Source organism: Pseudomonas brassicacearum (genome assembly GCF_003732175.1).
Classification (GTDB): Bacteria; Pseudomonadota; Gammaproteobacteria; order Pseudomonadales; family Pseudomonadaceae; genus Aquipseudomonas; species Aquipseudomonas brassicacearum_G.
The window spans coordinates 126546-144315 of sequence record NZ_MOBI01000021.1; the positions used below are offsets into that span (position 1 = coordinate 126546).

The window sequence follows — 17770 nt, forward strand, 5'->3', positions numbered from 1 at the left end:
GGGTGTTCTGTGCACCTGCCAACGCTATTGCATGAGTGTTCCCTATGCCTGTTTCTTCTTTGACCTCAGTGGGTTTGAATTCGGTTCAGATGGCCGAGCTCGCTCGTCCCGCACCTGATTCGGTGGTTTCACTGGAAGGTCGCTTGATAGAAAGTTTCGCTAGCTCCGCAGTGGGTACCGAGCGTGATCACGCAAGGATCAATGCCATGCTCAAGCGTCCGGACATTACCAATCCGGAAGTTTTGAGCGAGCTGCAGTTGCGTACAGCGCAGTACAACGTCGATGTCACTTTGCTCAACGCCCTGGTCCGTAAAGCAGTGACGACGGCCGAAACCTTGTTGCGTTCATCATGAGATTGTATGGCTGCCTAGTGCTGCTCTGTCTGATGTTGGTCGGCTGTCGGCAACCGAGCCTGCTTGAGGGGCTTGACCAGCAGCAAGTCAATGAAGTGGTTTCAGTACTACAGCGCAATAACATCACCGCGACCAAGGTGGATAACGGCAAGACCGGATATTCGGTGCATATCGCACAAGCCGATTTTGCTGCTGCGGTCGACCTGTTGACACTGTATTCGTTGCCCTCCAGGCCGCGTGTCGAAATCGCGCAGATGTTTCCTGCCGATTCGCTGGTGGCTTCACCTCGAGCCGAAAAGGCGCGCTTATACAGTGCGCTGGAACAACGTCTGGAGCAGTCGTTGAACACCCTGGCAGGTGTGGTCTCGGCACGCGTACATGTGAGTTACGACCTGGAGTCTGGAGAAAGTGGTCGCAAGGCTGCCCCCATACATTTATCAGCGCTGGTGGTGCGTGAACGTGACAGTGAGCCTCAGCAACTGATCAACGATATCAAGCGTTTCCTCAAGAACAGCTTCTCGGCCATGGACTATGACCACATCTCCGTGGTGCTGTCCAAACGTGGGCTGATTCAGCATGCCGCCCCCTCGCTGGAGCCTCGCACCCGCGACTTTACCTGGCTCTACGGGATTTTCGCTTTAGGCGTTCTGGCTGCGGCGGTGTACTCGGCCGTGCTGTATCGCCAGATGAAACGCAGAGAGACCGAACATGCCCCGCCGAACTGACGCCCTGCGCGCCATCCTGATTCAGCCGCTGGACTATCTGCATCCGCAACGCGGTGTTGTTCCGCCGCTGTTCGAAGTGCCGGCGGTGCGGGCGGTGCTCAATCAATCGTTGCTGCGCGGATTGGGGCTCAGCTGTCCCGATCTACAGCAGATCAAACGCAGTCCGTGGACTGACCTGTGGGTGATGCATTGGCAACGCTTGCCCGCAGTCGCTCGCCTCATGGGGGCGCAGTTGATGTGGCCGCAGCTGGCTCGTGGTGCGCGCATACGTGAACTCGATACGTCGGCGAGAGCATTCGCCCGTATCGATCTGGGCCGTCGGCCACCGGTCGCGGTCAGCGAAGAAGACGGGCTTGAACAGGCACTCAGCGCTCTGGGGTTCGGTGCCCTGGCAGCCTGGCATCTGCACATTCCAGAGGCGCTCATGCAGCGTCTGTCCTTGCAGTTCTCGCCGCGAGTGGTCGAGTTGCAGCAAGCCTTGCCGGCGCAAATGCCGAATTCGTCACTTTTCATCCTGGCGGTACAACATGCTCGAATCCATCAGAACCCTTGTTGATGTTCCCTCGGCGGATGTCCTCCTGGTCAGGCGTGAAGATCGGGTGGCTGCGCGAGATCGCCGGTTGCTGATGCAGCAAGCCCGCGAGCGGGCCAAGTCCTGCATGGCAGAAGCACAGCAAGAAGCCGACATTATTCGGGCCAACGCCTTTCAGGAGGGTTACTCCAAGGGTGTGCTACAGGCCGCTGGTGACCTGAGCGTGCTGTTGCTGCAATCACGGGTTCTGGCGTCCACATTGCAGGCTGACCTGCTACAGGCTGCCCGGGCATTGCTTGGCGATTTGCTGAAGGATGAGCAACTGCTCGACACATTGCTGCAGCGCTGGCAGGGAGAATGGGCAGTGCAAGGCCAGGTGCCGCTGCAGATTATCCTGCCGCTGCGGTGCAGGCCTGAACAGGCGGCGCTGAAAAACACGTTGAAAGGCTTGGGTGTCGAGATCGTGGATATCCGTTTCCATGCCCAGGAACGTTACCTGTTTCGTGTGGCCGATCAGGTGGTCGAACTCGATATTGGTGCTGCCCAGGAGCGTCTGTCACCGCGCCTGATTGCCCAACTCAAGCAATTGCCGAAGAGCGTGCGCCAGCTCGATGAAGGGTCGAGGGACTTTTTCGTTAACTGGGCTGCGAGTCTGGGCGATAGCCCGAATCATTTTCCTGAGTCGGATAACCGCGATGAACATTGATAACCATTCGGTCGAAGGTCGCGGCCAGATCCCGCCCCAGAGCACCGACACGATTGTGCCACTGGACCAACGCATGGGACTTCAAGGCGCAGGATCCAATGCCGATCGGGATCCTGAGTTTGATCAGTTCTACGACGCGTTGATGAAGTGGATAGCGGGATCCGAAGCACTTCCATCGGACAGGATTCAGCGTTACTTGAAACAATACGCCAATACAGGGGGTGAGCTGCCCTATAGAACGACACAGAAGCAGATGAATGCGCTAACGCAAGTGATGGTGCGAATGAAAGAACAGGGGCAGGAACATAGCGCGGTTTATAAAGAGATAAGGGCAACATTAGTGTCGGTTTCATCGGCCAATATGTTTGTTCAGCAATTTATGCAGGAAGTGTTCAAACCTTCTGATGATGAAGATGATCGTGAAAACAGCAGTTGGTAATCCGCGTCTGCCCTTGCGTGTCTTGGCGGGGGGAATCCTGCTTCTGGCGCTCATGCCTGTGGGCTTCGACCTTTACCACGCAAATCTGCTGGAACAGGCTGCGAAGCGACTCGATAGAACGAGCGTGGCGGTAAATGCCCAGCGCAGCGCCGACCAGGCGTCATTCGCAATGCTCGGGGCAAGACTTATGGCCCTACAGGTCAATGAGGCCCCCCAGCACGGGCGTACCGTCGAGCGTTTACTGCAACTCCGTGAAGCGGCGGTCAACGATCAATTGGCGCACATTTCACGCCTGGAATACGTCCAGGGAGAATGGCAGCTTGAAGTGCTGGTCAAGTCCTTCGAGGACATTGACGAGTTGCAACGTCGATGGCAAACGCTGGGGTTCCGGGTTGACGTCGACCGTGTGCGCAAGAGCGAGCAGGGCGTGCAGGTTCAAATCAACTTAAAGGGGTAACCGGGCGATGGCCAAGAAGTTTGCTGCCTGGCGCCGAGCCAAAGCAGCGTGTATGAAGCTCGGTCGAAATGATCGCCGCACGCTGAGGGTGCTGAGTGGATTCAGTGTCCTGGCGATGATTTACCTGGGTGTGATCGCACCCGTATCGGCGCGACTGGCGGCGGCCGAAGTGCGTTTTGAACAGGCCCGCCAACTCAATCTCGAACTGATCCGAACCTTGAGCAGCGTTTCGGTATCGAGCACGACGTTGAGTGCCGACCTGCTGCGCCAGGAACTCAGTCAGGACCGTACTTTAGTGGGTATCGAGTTGCTCAATCTGTCCCGCCAGGGCCGGGGGACGCAAAGCCATCTCAGCGGTCCTGCCGAACCCCTGCTGCGCTGGTTGGCCTCGCTGGAGGCGCGGGGCGCGCGCGTGACGCAGCTACGTTTGATATCGATCACCGAAGATAAGTTAGAAGCCTATGTTTATTGGCAGTGAAGAATCTCGTCCCGGAGTGACGCGCATCATTATGAAACTAACTTTTTCAACCCGAATTCATCAGTCGGCCGACTCGCTGAGTGCGGCGCTATTAAAAAAAGCAGACAATCATACTTTCTCCGCCAAAACCGCCAGAAAGCTTGTTGGTATTGCCAGTCGAGAAGTCAATCTATCGAGTATTGTCGGAAGGCAAATATTTTTTAATAGTACGTCTGCTGAGAGCATTCTGGTCGATAGCGAGGCCATCAATAAGTTGCACGTGGTGCTGAAGGGCTGTCTGAAATATGTAAGGAATGAAGATGCAGGGGCGCAGTTTAATAACTGGCTTGCCAACTGCGCAAAGATGCTTCCCGTCGAGCGGAATAAAGATTCAAATTCGAAGGTGGAGCAGAAAGATGCAGAAAATAAAGCGAATGCTGATCGGCTCCAACGATTGAAGCTGCGCCACGGCAAACCAGAACTTTTAGCGATAGGTAGTAATGGGCGTGTGTCCAGGCTCGGTGATTATATTATCAAACAGTTCAATCAATTCGATACAGCGGCTATTTGGCACGAATTGAATATGTGCAACAGCTATAACGCGTCAGTTTGTGGAAGGCAGAATTCGGCTTATTTAGTGGGGCAGGAGCTGGTGATGCCGTATATCGAGGGTAAAGTACCGAGCACGGGGGAAGTCCTTGACGCTGTTAAATCGCTTCACGAACAGGGTTACATGATGGGTGATCCTAAACCGGATAATTTCAAAGTGACCGGCGATAGTGTTGTGCCTGTCGATTTTGGGCAGGTGTTCAAGGTTGATGAGCACAAGTCTCTTGATGGGAGTGTCAAGTATTCTGTTGTTAATGACTATCTGAAAGGCGGGCACAACTATGTTCATGGCAAAATCAAGGCGGAATATCAGGAAGTGCTGATGGCGTTGGATGAGTCGCTAGGGAAAAATAGTCCGAGTCGCTACGCAACTGTTTCAGAGCTAAAAAACCTGGGGTACGAGTTTGGTCTGGACTATAGATCCTGACCCCGATGAGTATCTTTCAAAGTCAGGGCGACGGATAGTTTTTAGCCTGATTGATCAAGAGACAATCCCAGCGGTAGAGCTGGGAGTCTTGTCAGTACGCACCCGCCAAAATTATGCGGGGTATTAGTCCATTATCAAGTCAGTTTTTACCACTTATCAAAATACAAGTGCAGGTAGTATCGATTATGAAAAAATTATTTTTATTGGCGTTTTCTTTGTTGGGGGCTGGTTGCAGCAGTCAGCCGGATCAACTGAAGTTGGGTGATAGTAAAGATTATTGGCTGGATACGACTCATGAATCAAAAACCGTAGGCCAGAATGATCGGGTTCGTCATCTCGTGTTTCATTACACCGCTCTGGATGATGAAGAGTCACTCAAGACGCTAACCACAGATCAAGTCAGCGCTCACTACCTCATCCCGAGAAGTCCGCCGATGGTCCAGAACATGCCTTCAGTTTTCCAATTGGTTCCTGAGGATAAACGTGCGTGGCATGCCGGTGTAAGCAGCTGGCAGAACAGGACCAATCTGAACGATACCTCCATTGGTATCGAGATCGTCGGTTTGGGTTATCGGGATGATGACGCGGGAAGGAGAATGTGGTTTCCCTACCCGCGCGAGCAGATGGTCGCCTTGGCTGCGCTGGCAAAGGACATCGTACAGCGTTACAAAATCGAACCTGCCGATATCCTCGCACACAGTGATATTGCGCCCAGTCGTAAAAGCGATCCCGGTCCGCTTTTTATCTGGAAGGAGTTAGCACAGGCCGGCATCGGTGCCTGGCCGGATGCCGATACCGTACAGCGTTACCTGGCGGGCCGTGATGAAGATGCGCCGGCCGACATTGCCTTGCTTCAGAAAAACCTGGCGCACTACGGCTACGAGATACCCCAAACTGGGGTGCCGGATAAGCAGTCTCGGGAAGTTTTCAGGGCTTTTCAGATGCATTTTCGTCCTGCGAACTTCAGCGGCAACCCGGATGCGGGCACTGAGGCTATCGCATCAGCCTTGGTCGAGAAATATCGGTGACGCTGTTAGATAAGACGCTCCGCATCATCGTTGCCGATAAATATCAAGAACATCGCTTATATATTGAGAAGTCACTTAATAAATTTGGCTATTTCCGCATCGCTACAGCCTCCTCCTATGAAGAGGCTTTAAAACTGACGCAAGTGGACACTTGTCTGGTAGAGCTACTGATCATCGATGAACATCTACTAGGCGCAGATCGCGACAGGCAGCTGGATTGTGATGGAAGCAGACTAGGCGCAAAGCATACTCTGACTTACAGGAGTAGAAGCCAAGCCACAGGATTGGTTCTGGCAGGCATGAGTCAGCTGCAGCCATTTATGCTGCCCAACCTGCCGGACAGGCAGTCACTGAAAATGCTCATGAGTATTATCGATAATTCGGTCATGGGGGATAAGCGCCGACTCGCATCAACTCTTGGTCTTGGGTTGCCGTGAAAACCAGCGATACGCGTTTTAACGGAGAGTCGCACCACACGAAAACCTCCTGAGGGAATTTACGAGATGGCGCTTCAGCTCAGGTTTGCCTGATCTTAGAGTGTGTCCGGGACGTCAGGTGCCATTCAGGTTAAGAGGAAAAAATGATGTACCATCGTTCCGGTTATTCATAGCGTACCCATTACGCTACGCTTTTCTTAAAGGTTCAAATGAAAAAAGCCATGATTGTGGACGATCATCCGTTCATTCGCTCTGCCGTAAAAATGGTCCTTAAACAGGAGCAGTATGAGGTGGTCGCAGAGGCCGATAACGGTGCTGATGCAGTACAGCTTGCTCGTGAGCATTTGCCAGACCTTATCCTGCTCGATATAGCCATGCCCGGGGTTGATGGGCTGGATGCGCTGAGTAGAATTTCCTCGTTGGGACTCGCCGTAAAGATTCTGGTGCTGACGTCTTTATCGCCTGACTTCTACTCCTTGCGTTGCATGAAAGCGGGTGCGGCTGGCTACGTCTCTAAAGCGGATGACTCTTGTGAGCTGATCAACGCAATCAACGCGATAAAGTCTGGCTACACATTTTTTCCGGATCTGACGGTCAATTCTGTACGCAGAGACGATGTCCATGCGTCGGAGCGGGAACTTATACAGAACCTTTCAAACCGGGAGTTGACCATCCTGCAACAGCTTGCCAAGGGCTTGAGCAACAAGCAGATTGGTGAAGACATGTTGCTCAGCAACAAGACCATCAGCACCTATAAGGCTCGCCTGATCGAAAAACTCAACATGAGTTCTTTAGTCCATCTGTCTGAGCTGGCTAAGCGTAATCATCTTATCTAGTGGGTATTTCTTCGCAAGCCTGGTTGGCACTGCTGTTTGTGCTCAGCCCGATATTGGCCACCTCGCACGCGGCTACGCAAACAGACTCATCTCAAGTGCTTGGGCGATCGAAAGTCGAGGATTACGGCGTAGGGCTGAATGAGGCTGACTGGAGCTGGCTGTGGCAAAAAGGCACGTTACGCCTTGGGGTATCCGTATCGGATTACCCACCGTTCGACATCACCAGTGATGGTCGTCACTACGAAGGACTCACTGCTGATTACGCCGGACTGATCGCCGAACTATTGCATGTTCAGGTCACCGTCAGGCGCTTTGACTCCAGGGCTGAAGCTGTACGGGCCATGAAAAATGACGAGCTCGATCTTTTGGCTCCCCCCCACTTTATTGAAGAAACAGACAGCAATCTGGTGATGTCTGATTTTTACGCGGAGGATCGGCCGACACTGGTTACCCGCAACGATGATCGAACGCCACTGACATCGAACCTGGCCGGCAAAAAAGTGGCCATGCTCTACCACTATTTGCCGTTAAAGAGTGTTCGTGAACTCTACCCCGAAGCAGACTTGCAACTCTATCCCTCGACCTTGAGTGCTATCGGTGCCGTGGCCGTTGGTAAAGCCGATGTCTACCTCGGTGATGCCATCAGCACCCATTTCATGATCAGCAGGAACTATTTCAGTAACCTCAAAGTGGTGGGTTTTCCCCGGCTTCAGGGCAGTCACTTTGCGTTCGCGATGACTCGTGAAAATACTCATTTGCTGCGTATCATCAATGCGACTTTGGCGCAGATCCCGGTTATTGAGCGCAGGATCATCCTGCGTCGATGGGGTATGCGCAAGATGAGTATACCGGACAAGCATCCCTTGCAATTAAGCGCCCGAGAGCAGCGCTGGCTGGAACAACATCCTCGGGTGAAGGTCGCGGTTATCGAGAGCTTCCTGCCGATGTCATTCTTTGATGAGCAGGGCGAATTTCGTGGCATCAGTGCAGATGTATTGGCATTGATAAGCTTGCGTACTGGATTGAAATTCAATGTCTTGCGCGGCGACTCGATGGTTCAACAAATCGATCAGCTCCATGACGGCAAGGTGGATGTGCTGGCAGTGATTACACCGAGTGGGGAGCGTGAAGGTGCGATGCGCTTCACTCGACCTTACTTGACGACACCCTTTGCGTTGGTCAGCCGAGTGGAAGCAAATAGTCCGACAACATTGGACGAGATGGCCGGCAAAAGACTGGTACTGATCCGTGGAATGGTGCCGCGAGAGTTCTTTACCAACAATTTCCCACGGATACGGATTCTTTGCGTCGATAACGCCACACAGGCCATGGATATGCTCGCCAGAGGCGAGGTCGATGGCGCAATCAACTCGTTGCTCAGTGCTCGCCACATGATTTCACGGCATTACCATGAGCGACTGCAGGTTGCCAGCACTGTTGGTGAGGAACCGGCCCGGGTTTCGTTTTCGACCGATCGGGGTGCACTGGAGTTGAGCTCGATTCTGGACAAGGCGCTGTTGAGCATTTGTCCTGAAGAGATGAGCGCGCTGGCCAATCGTTGGCACAGTGATGTGGTGATTGATGACAGTTATTGGCTGCGCAATCGGAGGCTTATCATTCAGGGATTCTGCATTGTAGGGGGGTTGTTGCTGCTGGCCTTTGTCTGGATTACCTACCTGCGAAGATTGATCCGCCGGCGTGAAGAGGCGGAACAGGCACTCAATAACCAGATGGAATTCATGCGTGTATTGATTGACGGTACGCCCCATCCGATCTATGTCCGCGATCGCGAGGGCCGCATGAAGATCTGCAACGCTGGTTACCTCGATGCGTTCGGGCTCAAGCGCGAAGCCACATTAGGTAAACGAATCACCGAAAGTGAGTTTACAGATCCGGTCGAGGCTCTTGTCTACCATGACGAATATCTCAAGGTGATGGAGGAGGGGACTCCCCTGATACAAGACCGCTCGCTGACCACCGCCGACGGTAAAGTACTGACTGTTCACCACTGGATATTGCCGTATAGAGACACAGGCGGAGTGGTCATCGGGATGATTGCTGGCTGGATTGACGTGAGTGAACGGCAGCGGCTACTCGGTTTGGTGCAGGAGTCCAAGGACATGGCTGATGACGCCAGCCGGGCCAAGACGACCTTTCTGGCGACCATGAGCCATGAAATCCGTACGCCGGTGAACGCCGTGATCGGTATGCTCGAATTGGCACTGAAGAAGGCCGAACAGGGTGTGCTTGATCGCTTCGCTATCGAAGTTGCCGCCGGTGCGGCCCAAGATTTGCTGGATCTGATCGGCGATATCCTGGATATCGCCAGAATAGAATCAGGCAAACTCTCGCTGTCTCCGGAGCGGGCCAATCTGCGGGAGTTGCTTGAGTCTCTGATGTGCATTTTTGAAGGCTTGGCGAGCCAGAAGCATCTGCAACTGATATTGGATCTCGACTCCGGAGCCAACTGTGACGTATTGATTGATCAACTTCGGTTCAAGCAAATCGTCTCGAATTTACTGAGCAATGCCATCAAGTTCACCGCCGAAGGGGAGATACGCCTGACTCTGGAGGTGCTACCGACGACGGTACATGAGCGTCTGCCTGTTCGATTACTCATAGAAGATTCAGGAGCGGGAATCTCCGCCGAGGATCAACAGCGATTGTTCAGCCCCTTCAGTCGGGCCAGTAACAACACTCAATCGGCGCGCACCGGCTCGGGCCTGGGTTTGGTCATCAGTCGAACCCTGTGTGAAATGATGGGCGGTGTACTGAGTTTGAGTAGCGAGTTGGGCAAGGGCACGCAGGTCGAAGTGCTACTCGACTTGCAAATCCTTGAACCGCTGATGGCAGCCAAGATTCCGGCCGGTGAAGTGGCGCGCGCAAAACAGGCATTGAGGATTTTGGTGGTCGACGACTATCCCGCCAATCGCCTGCTCCTTTCCAAGCAGCTGGGTTACCTGGGGCATCGGGTTATCGAAGCTGAAGAGGGTGCGCACGGCTTGCGTGCCTGGATAAACAATAACGTCGACGTGGTCATCACCGACTGCAATATGCCGATCATGAACGGTTATGCGCTGACTCGGGCAATTCGCGACGAGGAGCAGGCGCGCGGCAGGTCCCGTTGCCTGATCATGGGCTTTACCGCCAACGCCCTGTCTGATGAAAAAGCCCGGTGCTTGGAAGCCGGAATGGATGATTGCCTGTTCAAACCGATCAGCCTCAAGGCATTGGGAGAACGCCTGGCTTTAGCGTCGTCCGTGACCGCTCAATTCCCGACAGGGCAAGAGATACCTGCCCAAGTCGGGACTATCGACTTCACGTACCTTGAGCAATTGGTCCTCGGTGATAGTGTGGCGATGAACGAGTTGTTGGATGAACTGGCAATGAGTAATCACGACGATTTGGCCAGGCTGCCAACCATTCTATTCGAGCAAGATCTGCAAGGCCTGTTGGACCTGGCCCATAAAGTCAAAGGCGGAGCACGCATGGTTAAAGCTCGAAGACTTATCGCGGCTTGCGAGCAATTGGAGGCGGTTTGTGAAGCGAAAGACGATGAGTCGGTGTTGGAGCAAGTGGTCGGGGTGTTGAAGCAGGAAATGTCAGTGCTGGCGATGTCCTTGAAAACGTACGCCGAAAAGACGGGGGGCAGTGAGTCTCAAATGTAAGTGATGGTCGGGCTATGGGGGAGGGATTGCCATTATCTCGATTGAGAAAGAAAAATCCGGACGGCGCGAAAGCTTGGTTACAAGGGAAATTATTGGTGGCTTACCTGATTGAGCGATTTATCGCAGCAGGCGAGCATTTTCCCCCTGTCGAGAGTGATGTGCACACAAGAGAATGTAGCGCAACGGCGTAGGTGCTGGCGTGAAATGTCCTTTATCCATTGGCTGCTGGCTCCGGAAAGGAGTCGCGGTGGGCGTAGTAACTTGAGCGGTTGACTTCAAACACCGTGCACAGCCAATCAATTGGCTAATGGATGCTCAGCTAATTGATGATCGTTTTTTGCAAGCTGCCGATCTGAAAATATACTACAAAGCTGCCATCTATTATGAGGGCGAGAAATGATTGAAGTAATACATGGGCCATCAAGCATTCTACATCTTGAAAGAAGTAACAATTCGCAAAATCCTCCCAGTGCCATTTTCGAAAACTTGGTCAGCGCTCGACAAGGGTGCCAGACTAAGGATGGTCGAGTGCAGGAATACACCGTTTCCAACGGATTTGTCGCAGGAAGAACGCCTGGGGGCAGTAGGTTTTATCATTCGGTGGCGCGCCCTTATTCTAGCGAAAGGCTGCTGGCCAATGCCACTAAGGGTAGTTCAGCCGAGCAGATCAGCGCTAATGTGAAATCCGTTGCGGGCATCGCGAAGACCATGTCCGATTTGATCCGGGAGGGGCACGCGCTTGCCAAAGATAACCCTGTAAGCAACTCGCCACGGATCGCACTAGCCAAGCACCTTGAGCCCTGCCTCCGCGAGGCTGCAAAGGGTCGACTAGCAGTACTTACGTCACCTATTCGCTTGACCGTCGGTAAGGATTCGGGCGTATCGCACAGTCCTGCCACAGCAAACATTGCTGACTGGCTGCAGCACCATGACAGATCAGATTGCTACATTGTCCTGAATGGCAACAACGACGAAACCTATGTTTCTTTCATCGGTGAAATGCTTGCAGATAGCAAGCATATTAATTTTATTACCAGTGGGTTCGGTGGTCACGGCACTACGGATCGTCATACCATAGCGACTAATCTAACCGAGGGCGACCGCTTTAAGGCGCTGCTGATGGAAAAAGGAATCTCAGATCAGCGGATCACTGTTGACGCGTATTCAACCAACAGCGGTCAAAATGCGATTAACGTCGCAAATATTATCAATCGAGATATTCAAGACGGAAAGCCGTTGGGTACGGTGATTGTCAGTGGTACGCCCGCTGCGATCTTTCGACAAACCTATACCTATGCTCAGCAACTCAAGGTGAACAGTGAAGCGTCATTTCAGATTAAATCATTCCCGTTCTGCGATGAGGCAAAATACACCACGCTCGCTGATAATCTGGCTATTATTCGAGAGTTTTCTACCACGCTGAACTACTTATTCAACACTGAATATCTTCCGGGTGATGCTGGTGTGTACCCTGAAGCGTTCTTTTCCTCGGCTCAGGAGTGTTTGACTACTTTTGCTGATAAGTACCCAAAAAATGTTAGTGGAAATGAGGAGGTCGTCAGCTCGATATGGAAAATTGATTCAAATATGATTGAACGATTCAGGTCGGGGCAGCTGACCTCGGAAGACAAGGCAGACGTACGTAAAGTCGACGACTTTTTCAGGTCTCTATTCAATCCGCTGGAACTCACCTTCAAACGCGGCATGGTGTAAACCCTGGGCTCTGTACGAGAATCTATGGTCACCCCCATTTTTGCAATACTGATTAATCGGCATGCTGAGAGTACCATCTACGGGCGTCGTATCCCTGTATATAGGGGGTGATCGCAGCTGCGAACAACCCTGGGGGAGTCCGGTGGTAATCCACTCATTTTCAATACTCGCCAGAAATAGAGGTCAGGCCACCAGAGCCAACTTCTGTTTAGGGGGGATGCCTCCGAGGGCCACATTCGGGCGCTCGTGATTGTATGTCCAGGTCCAGTTCTTCAACTATCGATTCAAACAGGTCATGTCCCTGCCAGTCATAACGTACCGTGCGGTTGTAGCGCTCGACGTAGGCATTCTGCTGGGGGTTGCCCGGCTGAATATATTTCAGTCGGATGCCCCGTCTCTCGGCCCATACAGAGAGCTTGGCGCTGAAAAATTCTGGACCGTTATCGCTGTGGATCGCCTGTGGCTTTCCACGCCATTCAATGACCTGATCCAGCGCATGCACCACACGTTCAGCCCGTAGCGACAAATCAATTTCCATTGATGTGCTTACACGGCTTGATCCGCAGATTCAGCTCCAGTTCGCGGTAAATCCGGTACACCCGCTTGTGGTTCCAGCGATAGCCCTTCACGTTGCGCAGGTACAGAAAGCACAAGCCAAACCCCTGGTTACGCTGGTTATACGTGAGTCGGATCAACTGATCAGCGATCTCGGTGTTTTCAGACGACAAGCGTGGTTGATAGCGATAGCACGTGATGCCGACCCCGAATGCAAGGCATGCCAGCTTGATACTGCACCGGCCTGAACGAACCGCTTCCTGCGCCATCTCTCATCGCCTCGATGGCTTCACCTCTTTTTTGCCATGGCTTCCTGGCTGATTTCGGCTTTGAGACGCTCTTCGGCGTACATTTTTTGAGCCGCCGGTTCTCGTCCTCCAGTTCGTGCAACCGAGCCATCAGCGACGCGTCCATGCCCCCGAACTTGGTGCGCCACTTGTAGAGGGTGGCCGAGCTGATGCCGTGCTCGCGGCACAATTCTGGCACAGGGCTTCCAGCCTCGGCTTGCTTGAGGACGGCCATGATTTGACTGTCCGAAAAACGCGATGTCTTCACACAAAATTTCCTTGATCCGATTAGGAGAAAATTCTACTTCCGACGAGTACTTTTTCAGGGAGGGTTACCTACGCTGCTGGAATTTCCCTACAAGTACGCCGGAATCCGCCCATGGTTTAAGTTTTGGAGTGACACAATAATTGTCAGTGTCGAAACGCGCGTAAATAGTCAGCTGGGTTGTTTCTTAGTTGCTAGCGCTTTGCGTTAAAAGAGATGAGATCTCGATTTATTCTTGTTTTTAACAATCAACCTTTAAAATAATAGGTGCTTAACAATGTTCAAGAAGTTTGCAATCGCTGCGCCATTGGCTGCCTTGGCTCTAGGGTCTTCTGTTGTTTTTGCTGCGAGTGAAACGCGTCATACCATTCAGCTGACTGCACATGTACCGACTAAGACCTTCCATGTGCAGCCAGTCGATCCAGACCTGGTTATCCGGGATCAAGTGCTGAGCTACAACCCGGCAACGGGTGACTTGAGCACTCTGCGCGCCGCCTTCGATACCCGGCACACTGCTGGCGCTATTGAGGCAAGTCTTGAAAGTGCGGCTACTTTGTTTAATGGCTCGGATACTGTACCGTTGACCGTCAAATTTAATGGCAAAGACCTTAAAGTGGGGACTGCTCAAGAAGTTCTTTCAGAGGCGGACGCTGCTGCGGGTCGACGTGTAGATTTGGAAATTATTCCTACCAAACCTGCTGATGGGTACGCTGCCGGTGACTACACTGGCACTGTCAGTATGATTTTCGACGCTGTTGCTGCTTAAGTTGTCTATTATCGAATAGCGTTAGTTGGTCGGCGGGCATTTTTTTTGTTCGTCGATCACATGTTATGCATATGTTATCTGCAAGTTAGAGTCTTTCTCCTATGTTTCCGATGACGCCCATCGCGGCCGCGCTTGCATTTTTTTTATGTGCCAGTGCGCTGGCCGCGCCAACTAACGGCGGCACGACGCCGAGAAGTCTGCTTGCTCAGGCCAAGGGGTTGCCGGCCGAATTCGAGGAGCACTTCTTTGAAGTGCCGTTAGCGGTACGGGTGGAGATTGATCAACAGTTTCTGGGCGAGGCGATGATCGTGCTGACCCGCGATGATCGCATCACCCTGCTTGAATTCACCGACACGGGCGACAGCAATATTTCCACTAGCGAACGTGAAATCTGGGCCACTTACTTACAACAAGGCGCGGCTTTGGGAGCTTGCGAGGGCACCTGCCCTGAGCAGATGTTGGCCGTGCATTACAGCCTTGAAAACTCCCTGGTATCGATCCTCACCGAAAACGCTGAGCGTAACGTCGAAACCAAGCAGTATTACGACCAGCCCGAGGGTGGCAGCCTCGGTTTGATCGTGCGTAATCAGTTGAACCTCAACGGTGGTCAGGAGCAGTATTTGGGTGGGCGTTATGGCCTGGAGGCCAGCAGCAGTCTGGGCAACTGGACCCAGACCTTCAATATGCAATTGTCCCGCCAGGGCGGTCCGGACGATCAGTTCAATCATGCAATGCATGAACTGCACACGCAACGCGAATTGGATGGGAGTTTTGTCCGCCTGGGCTATTTCACGCCATCATCCGAAGGGTTGAGCCGCCAACCGCGTTCATTTGGCGCCAGTCCCGATACCGCGTTGGGCGTGATGTACGGCAGTTCCGACAGCCTGGCCATCAACAACCCCAAGTCCAGCGTCTATCCGATCTACGTCACCGCCAACCGCCAAGGCTCGGTGGAGATCTATCGCAACGGCCTGTTGATTAACACCCAGCCGGTCCCGGCCGGTTTGCAGACTCTCGACACCCGGCCATTGCCCGGTGGTATCTACGATGTGGAAGTGCGCCTGATCGAGGACGGTCAAACCACTTCCACCACCCAGGAGTTGATCTATAAGCCCAACAACTGGCGCAACCATGACCAGCGCTGGCGCTATAGCGCGTTTGCCGGACATGAAACCAAGCTGCTCAGCAATTGGGAGCAGCAGGCCTCCGACAGCATGACTGCCGGTATCGCCGCCAACTATCTATTGCACCCGCGTGTGGTGCTCGGGATGTCGGGCCGTCAAGTCAGGGAAAAGCTGCAATACGGCACCTCCGTCGACTGGGCGATAGCCAACACCACCAGTGTCTACGCTAACCTCTATCAGACCGAGGACCACGGTACCGGCATCGACCTGCAAGGCCTTTACAACTATGGCGCCGGCAGCGTGGTAGCCAGCCACAACCGCAGTTGGCTGGACACCCGCGATACCTATGAAACCCTGTCCGATGGCACTCGCATCCGCCAGCGCAATGTATTCAACGGGCAAACCAGCAGCTCATCGCTGTCGTTGAACCATCGCATCAGCAGCAAAAGCTCGGCTAATGCCCGCATCTCCCACAGCGAAGGCTACACCGAGGGCGTGGGAGTCGACCTGGGTTGGACCCAGCGCAGCAACCTGTTCGGCAGCGAGACCAGCTGGCGTTTCTCGGTCTTCGATCGTCCTGGAAGCAATAGCAGTGGTGAAAAACGCAACCGCGGTGTGGATTTGAGCCTCAACCTGGCCTTGGGCGGTGACGGTCATCAAGTGTCCGGCAGCATTGGCACACGTACGTCCCGGGATGGTGGGCGCGATAACAATGGCTCGCTCACCTACCGTCGTGATCTCAAGGACCATGCGCTGCAAAGCGTGTCTGCCACGGCGATCGCCGATACCTACGGGGTCGGGTTGTCCGGTATGGCAGACTTCCGGACCGACGCGGTTAACGGTGACGCCTTCATTCAGCGCTCCTCGTACAGCGGGGACTTCACTGGCGGCTTGAACCTGGACAGCACCGTTGCCGTGGGTGGCCAGAAAATCGTTATGACCAGCGAGCATCACGGCCAAGGGGCCGGGATGATCATCGACGTCGAGTCCGACCTCGATGAAATCACTCTGCGCGCCGACGACTTGACCGGTGGCAGTACCCTCTTGCGTCCGGGGCGTAACTTCGTCCCGATCACCGCGTACAAAAGCAGTTCGGTGAGTTTCGACTTCCAAGGTAATCACGTACCCGCGGCGTCCATTCAACCTGCGCGTACCAGCTATCACTTGAACAAGGGCGGTGTGGACTACCGCAAGATCACCGTCAGCAAAACCATGACCGTTCTGGGTCGCTTGATCGACCCTCAGGGTCAACCGCTCAAGGGCCACCATGTGATCAACCACGCTAGCCGTGGGGTCAGTGAAGTGGACGGTTTCTTCTCCATGGAAATGAGCGCCAGCTCGCCGACACTGGAAGTGCGTCATGGCAACCAGTTGTTGTGCCAATTCCGCCTGGATCAGAGCAAGCATCGCAACGAAAACGATGTGTTGATGATAGGGGATTTACGTTGCCATCCGGACACATTGGCCGATGCAACTTATAAGGTTGAAACGTCTGGCTGATTAGCTAGTCAAGCACCGCGGTGCAAGAAACTGAGCCGGCTGCTTTTAAATTAATGAGGTTAAGGTCTATGAAGCACCTGTTGGCACTATTGAGTTTTAGTCTGTTGTCCCTGGTAGCTCATGCCGGGCCGAGTATCAATGTCGGGGTGGTGTATGACTATCTGGATGGCGACAAAAGCACCTACTTAAAACGCGTCTTTAACGGCGGCAATTCCACCGCTTTCGTCAAGGTCAATATTTTCGAAATTGTCTACGGTCCGGATGGCAGTTCCCGCGAAATCCCGGTCAAGACTCAGGCTGACGCCGCAGCGCGCGATGGTTTGATGGCCAGCCCCGCGCGGTTGATCGTACCGGCCAACGGCATGCAGGGCACCCGCTTGCTGTATATGGGTGAACGTGACACCGAGCGCTATTTCCGGTTGCGTTTTGTACCGGTAGTGCCGGAAAAAGAAGATGAGTTTGCCGTCTCGACCGAAGAGCGCGAAGACTACAAGCAGAGCCTGACCGCCGGGGTCAATGTGTTGGCCGGCTACGGCACCGTGTTCTTCGTGCGTCCGAAAGAGACACGCTTCGATAGCGTGATAAGTGACGAACCGGGCAAGTACGAGATTCGTAATAACGGCAACAGCGTGGTAGTTGTCGATGAGTTCAAGGATTGTTCAGCCAAAAGTGAAACCGACTGCCTGCCGACCACCAAGCACCATATTTTGGCCGGGCGATCCTTTCAGTTCGAGAAACAGGCTGGCCGTGAATACCGCTTTAAACTGATCGAGGGCTCGGTTCAGAAAAAGCTTGAGGTGAAAGGCTTATAACCCCGCTTTCCCGGTGAGCGGATTTGCTCGCGTTCGGACGCAATCCTTTGCTTAAAGTGGAAAAGGCATGCTGA

16 protein-coding genes and 1 pseudogene are annotated in these 17770 nt (G+C 53.5%); 16 read left to right on the top strand and 1 reads right to left on the bottom strand.

Annotated elements, in window-relative coordinates; all coding sequences use genetic code 11:
• The first annotated feature begins 44 nt into the window (after nucleotides 1–44).
• From sctI to BK658_RS20535, 13 genes are all read left to right on the top strand, one after another.
• A complete protein-coding gene (gene sctI, locus BK658_RS20475; protein ID WP_185019868.1) occupies nucleotides 45–353 on the top strand; it encodes a type III secretion system inner rod subunit SctI in 309 nt (102 codons plus the stop codon).
• Nucleotides 350–1078 (top strand): EscJ/YscJ/HrcJ family type III secretion inner membrane ring protein, encoded by a 729-nt coding sequence (locus BK658_RS20480; RefSeq protein WP_123583897.1) that lies wholly within the window; start codon nucleotides 350–352, stop codon nucleotides 1076–1078. Before sctI ends, BK658_RS20480 begins: the two co-directional genes overlap by 4 nt.
• Complete coding sequence (locus tag BK658_RS20485) at nucleotides 1062–1634, top strand: hypothetical protein (protein WP_123583898.1); 573 nt, start codon at nucleotides 1062–1064, stop codon at nucleotides 1632–1634. The genes BK658_RS20480 and BK658_RS20485 overlap by 17 nt, the downstream gene beginning before the upstream one ends.
• Nucleotides 1606–2316: an oxygen-regulated invasion protein OrgB gene (locus BK658_RS20490; protein WP_185019869.1), complete on the top strand. Its 711-nt coding sequence runs from the start codon at nucleotides 1606–1608 to the stop codon at nucleotides 2314–2316. The genes BK658_RS20485 and BK658_RS20490 overlap by 29 nt, the downstream gene beginning before the upstream one ends.
• Complete coding sequence (locus BK658_RS20495; protein ID WP_123583899.1) at nucleotides 2306–2755, top strand: hypothetical protein; 450 nt, start codon at nucleotides 2306–2308, stop codon at nucleotides 2753–2755. Before BK658_RS20490 ends, BK658_RS20495 begins: the two co-directional genes overlap by 11 nt.
• The gene (locus BK658_RS20500) at nucleotides 2721–3212 is read left to right on the top strand and encodes a hypothetical protein (RefSeq protein WP_123583900.1); all 492 of its coding nucleotides are present in this window, start codon (nucleotides 2721–2723) and stop codon (nucleotides 3210–3212) included. Before BK658_RS20495 ends, BK658_RS20500 begins: the two co-directional genes overlap by 35 nt.
• Nucleotides 3213–3219: 7 nt before the next feature.
• Nucleotides 3220–3690, top strand: coding sequence for a type II secretion system protein GspM (gspM, locus tag BK658_RS20505; RefSeq protein ID WP_123583901.1), 471 nt, complete (start codon nucleotides 3220–3222; stop codon nucleotides 3688–3690).
• Nucleotides 3674–4705 (top strand): BUD32 family EKC/KEOPS complex subunit, encoded by a 1032-nt coding sequence (locus BK658_RS20510; RefSeq protein WP_148049738.1) that lies wholly within the window; start codon nucleotides 3674–3676, stop codon nucleotides 4703–4705. Before gspM ends, BK658_RS20510 begins: the two co-directional genes overlap by 17 nt.
• 185 nt (nucleotides 4706–4890) lie before the next feature.
• Nucleotides 4891–5733 carry an N-acetylmuramoyl-L-alanine amidase gene (locus tag BK658_RS20515; protein ID WP_123583903.1) on the top strand — a complete coding sequence of 281 codons (843 nt, stop codon included), beginning with the start codon at nucleotides 4891–4893 and terminating at the stop codon, nucleotides 5731–5733.
• On the top strand, nucleotides 5730–6170 hold the full coding sequence (locus BK658_RS20520) for a hypothetical protein (RefSeq protein ID WP_123583904.1): 441 nt from the start codon (nucleotides 5730–5732) through the stop codon (nucleotides 6168–6170). Before BK658_RS20515 ends, BK658_RS20520 begins: the two co-directional genes overlap by 4 nt.
• A 209-nt stretch (nucleotides 6171–6379) precedes the next feature.
• Entirely contained in the window at nucleotides 6380–7006 is a 627-nt protein-coding gene (locus tag BK658_RS20525; RefSeq protein WP_123583905.1) for a response regulator transcription factor, read from the top strand.
• Nucleotides 7006–10674 carry a transporter substrate-binding domain-containing protein gene (locus BK658_RS20530; protein ID WP_259740117.1) on the top strand — a complete coding sequence of 1223 codons (3669 nt, stop codon included), beginning with the start codon at nucleotides 7006–7008 and terminating at the stop codon, nucleotides 10672–10674. Before BK658_RS20525 ends, BK658_RS20530 begins: the two co-directional genes overlap by 1 nt.
• A 528-nt stretch (nucleotides 10675–11202) precedes the next feature.
• Nucleotides 11203–12387 (top strand): YdcF family protein, encoded by a 1185-nt coding sequence (locus BK658_RS20535; protein WP_259740118.1) that lies wholly within the window; start codon nucleotides 11203–11205, stop codon nucleotides 12385–12387.
• 183 nt (nucleotides 12388–12570) lie between these two features.
• Here the strand turns inward: BK658_RS20535 and BK658_RS20540 are convergent.
• Nucleotides 12571–13497 (bottom strand): annotated as a pseudogene (locus BK658_RS20540) (transposase).
• 274 nt (nucleotides 13498–13771) lie between these two features.
• On the opposite strand from BK658_RS20540, the gene BK658_RS20545 reads away from it, so the two are divergent.
• The 3 genes from BK658_RS20545 (at nucleotide 13772) to BK658_RS20555 (ending at nucleotide 17696) form a co-directional block, all read left to right on the top strand.
• Nucleotides 13772–14260 carry a CS1 type fimbrial major subunit gene (locus BK658_RS20545; protein WP_123583907.1) on the top strand — a complete coding sequence of 163 codons (489 nt, stop codon included), beginning with the start codon at nucleotides 13772–13774 and terminating at the stop codon, nucleotides 14258–14260.
• A 101-nt stretch (nucleotides 14261–14361) separates the two neighbouring features.
• Nucleotides 14362–16884, top strand: coding sequence for a CS1-pili formation C-terminal domain-containing protein (locus BK658_RS20550; protein ID WP_123583908.1), 2523 nt, complete (start codon nucleotides 14362–14364; stop codon nucleotides 16882–16884).
• A 68-nt stretch (nucleotides 16885–16952) separates the two neighbouring features.
• Entirely contained in the window at nucleotides 16953–17696 is a 744-nt protein-coding gene (locus BK658_RS20555) for a molecular chaperone (RefSeq protein ID WP_123583909.1), read from the top strand.
• The last annotated feature ends 74 nt before the right edge of the window (nucleotides 17697–17770 follow it).

Coding starts and splice junctions, on each gene's coding strand:
- sctI (WP_185019868.1), top strand. CDS start 45: ATGCCTGTTTCTTCTTTGACCTCAGTGGGTTTGAATTCGGTTCAGATG.
- BK658_RS20480 (WP_123583897.1), top strand. CDS start 350: ATGAGATTGTATGGCTGCCTAGTGCTGCTCTGTCTGATGTTGGTCGGC.
- BK658_RS20485 (WP_123583898.1), top strand. CDS start 1,062: ATGCCCCGCCGAACTGACGCCCTGCGCGCCATCCTGATTCAGCCGCTG.
- BK658_RS20490 (WP_185019869.1), top strand. CDS start 1,606: ATGCTCGAATCCATCAGAACCCTTGTTGATGTTCCCTCGGCGGATGTC.
- BK658_RS20495 (WP_123583899.1), top strand. CDS start 2,306: ATGAACATTGATAACCATTCGGTCGAAGGTCGCGGCCAGATCCCGCCC.
- BK658_RS20500 (WP_123583900.1), top strand. CDS start 2,721: ATGATGAAGATGATCGTGAAAACAGCAGTTGGTAATCCGCGTCTGCCC.
- gspM (WP_123583901.1), top strand. CDS start 3,220: ATGGCCAAGAAGTTTGCTGCCTGGCGCCGAGCCAAAGCAGCGTGTATG.
- BK658_RS20510 (WP_148049738.1), top strand. CDS start 3,674: ATGTTTATTGGCAGTGAAGAATCTCGTCCCGGAGTGACGCGCATCATT.
- BK658_RS20515 (WP_123583903.1), top strand. CDS start 4,891: ATGAAAAAATTATTTTTATTGGCGTTTTCTTTGTTGGGGGCTGGTTGC.
- BK658_RS20525 (WP_123583905.1), top strand. CDS start 6,380: ATGAAAAAAGCCATGATTGTGGACGATCATCCGTTCATTCGCTCTGCC.
- BK658_RS20545 (WP_123583907.1), top strand. CDS start 13,772: ATGTTCAAGAAGTTTGCAATCGCTGCGCCATTGGCTGCCTTGGCTCTA.
- BK658_RS20550 (WP_123583908.1), top strand. CDS start 14,362: ATGTTTCCGATGACGCCCATCGCGGCCGCGCTTGCATTTTTTTTATGT.
- BK658_RS20555 (WP_123583909.1), top strand. CDS start 16,953: ATGAAGCACCTGTTGGCACTATTGAGTTTTAGTCTGTTGTCCCTGGTA.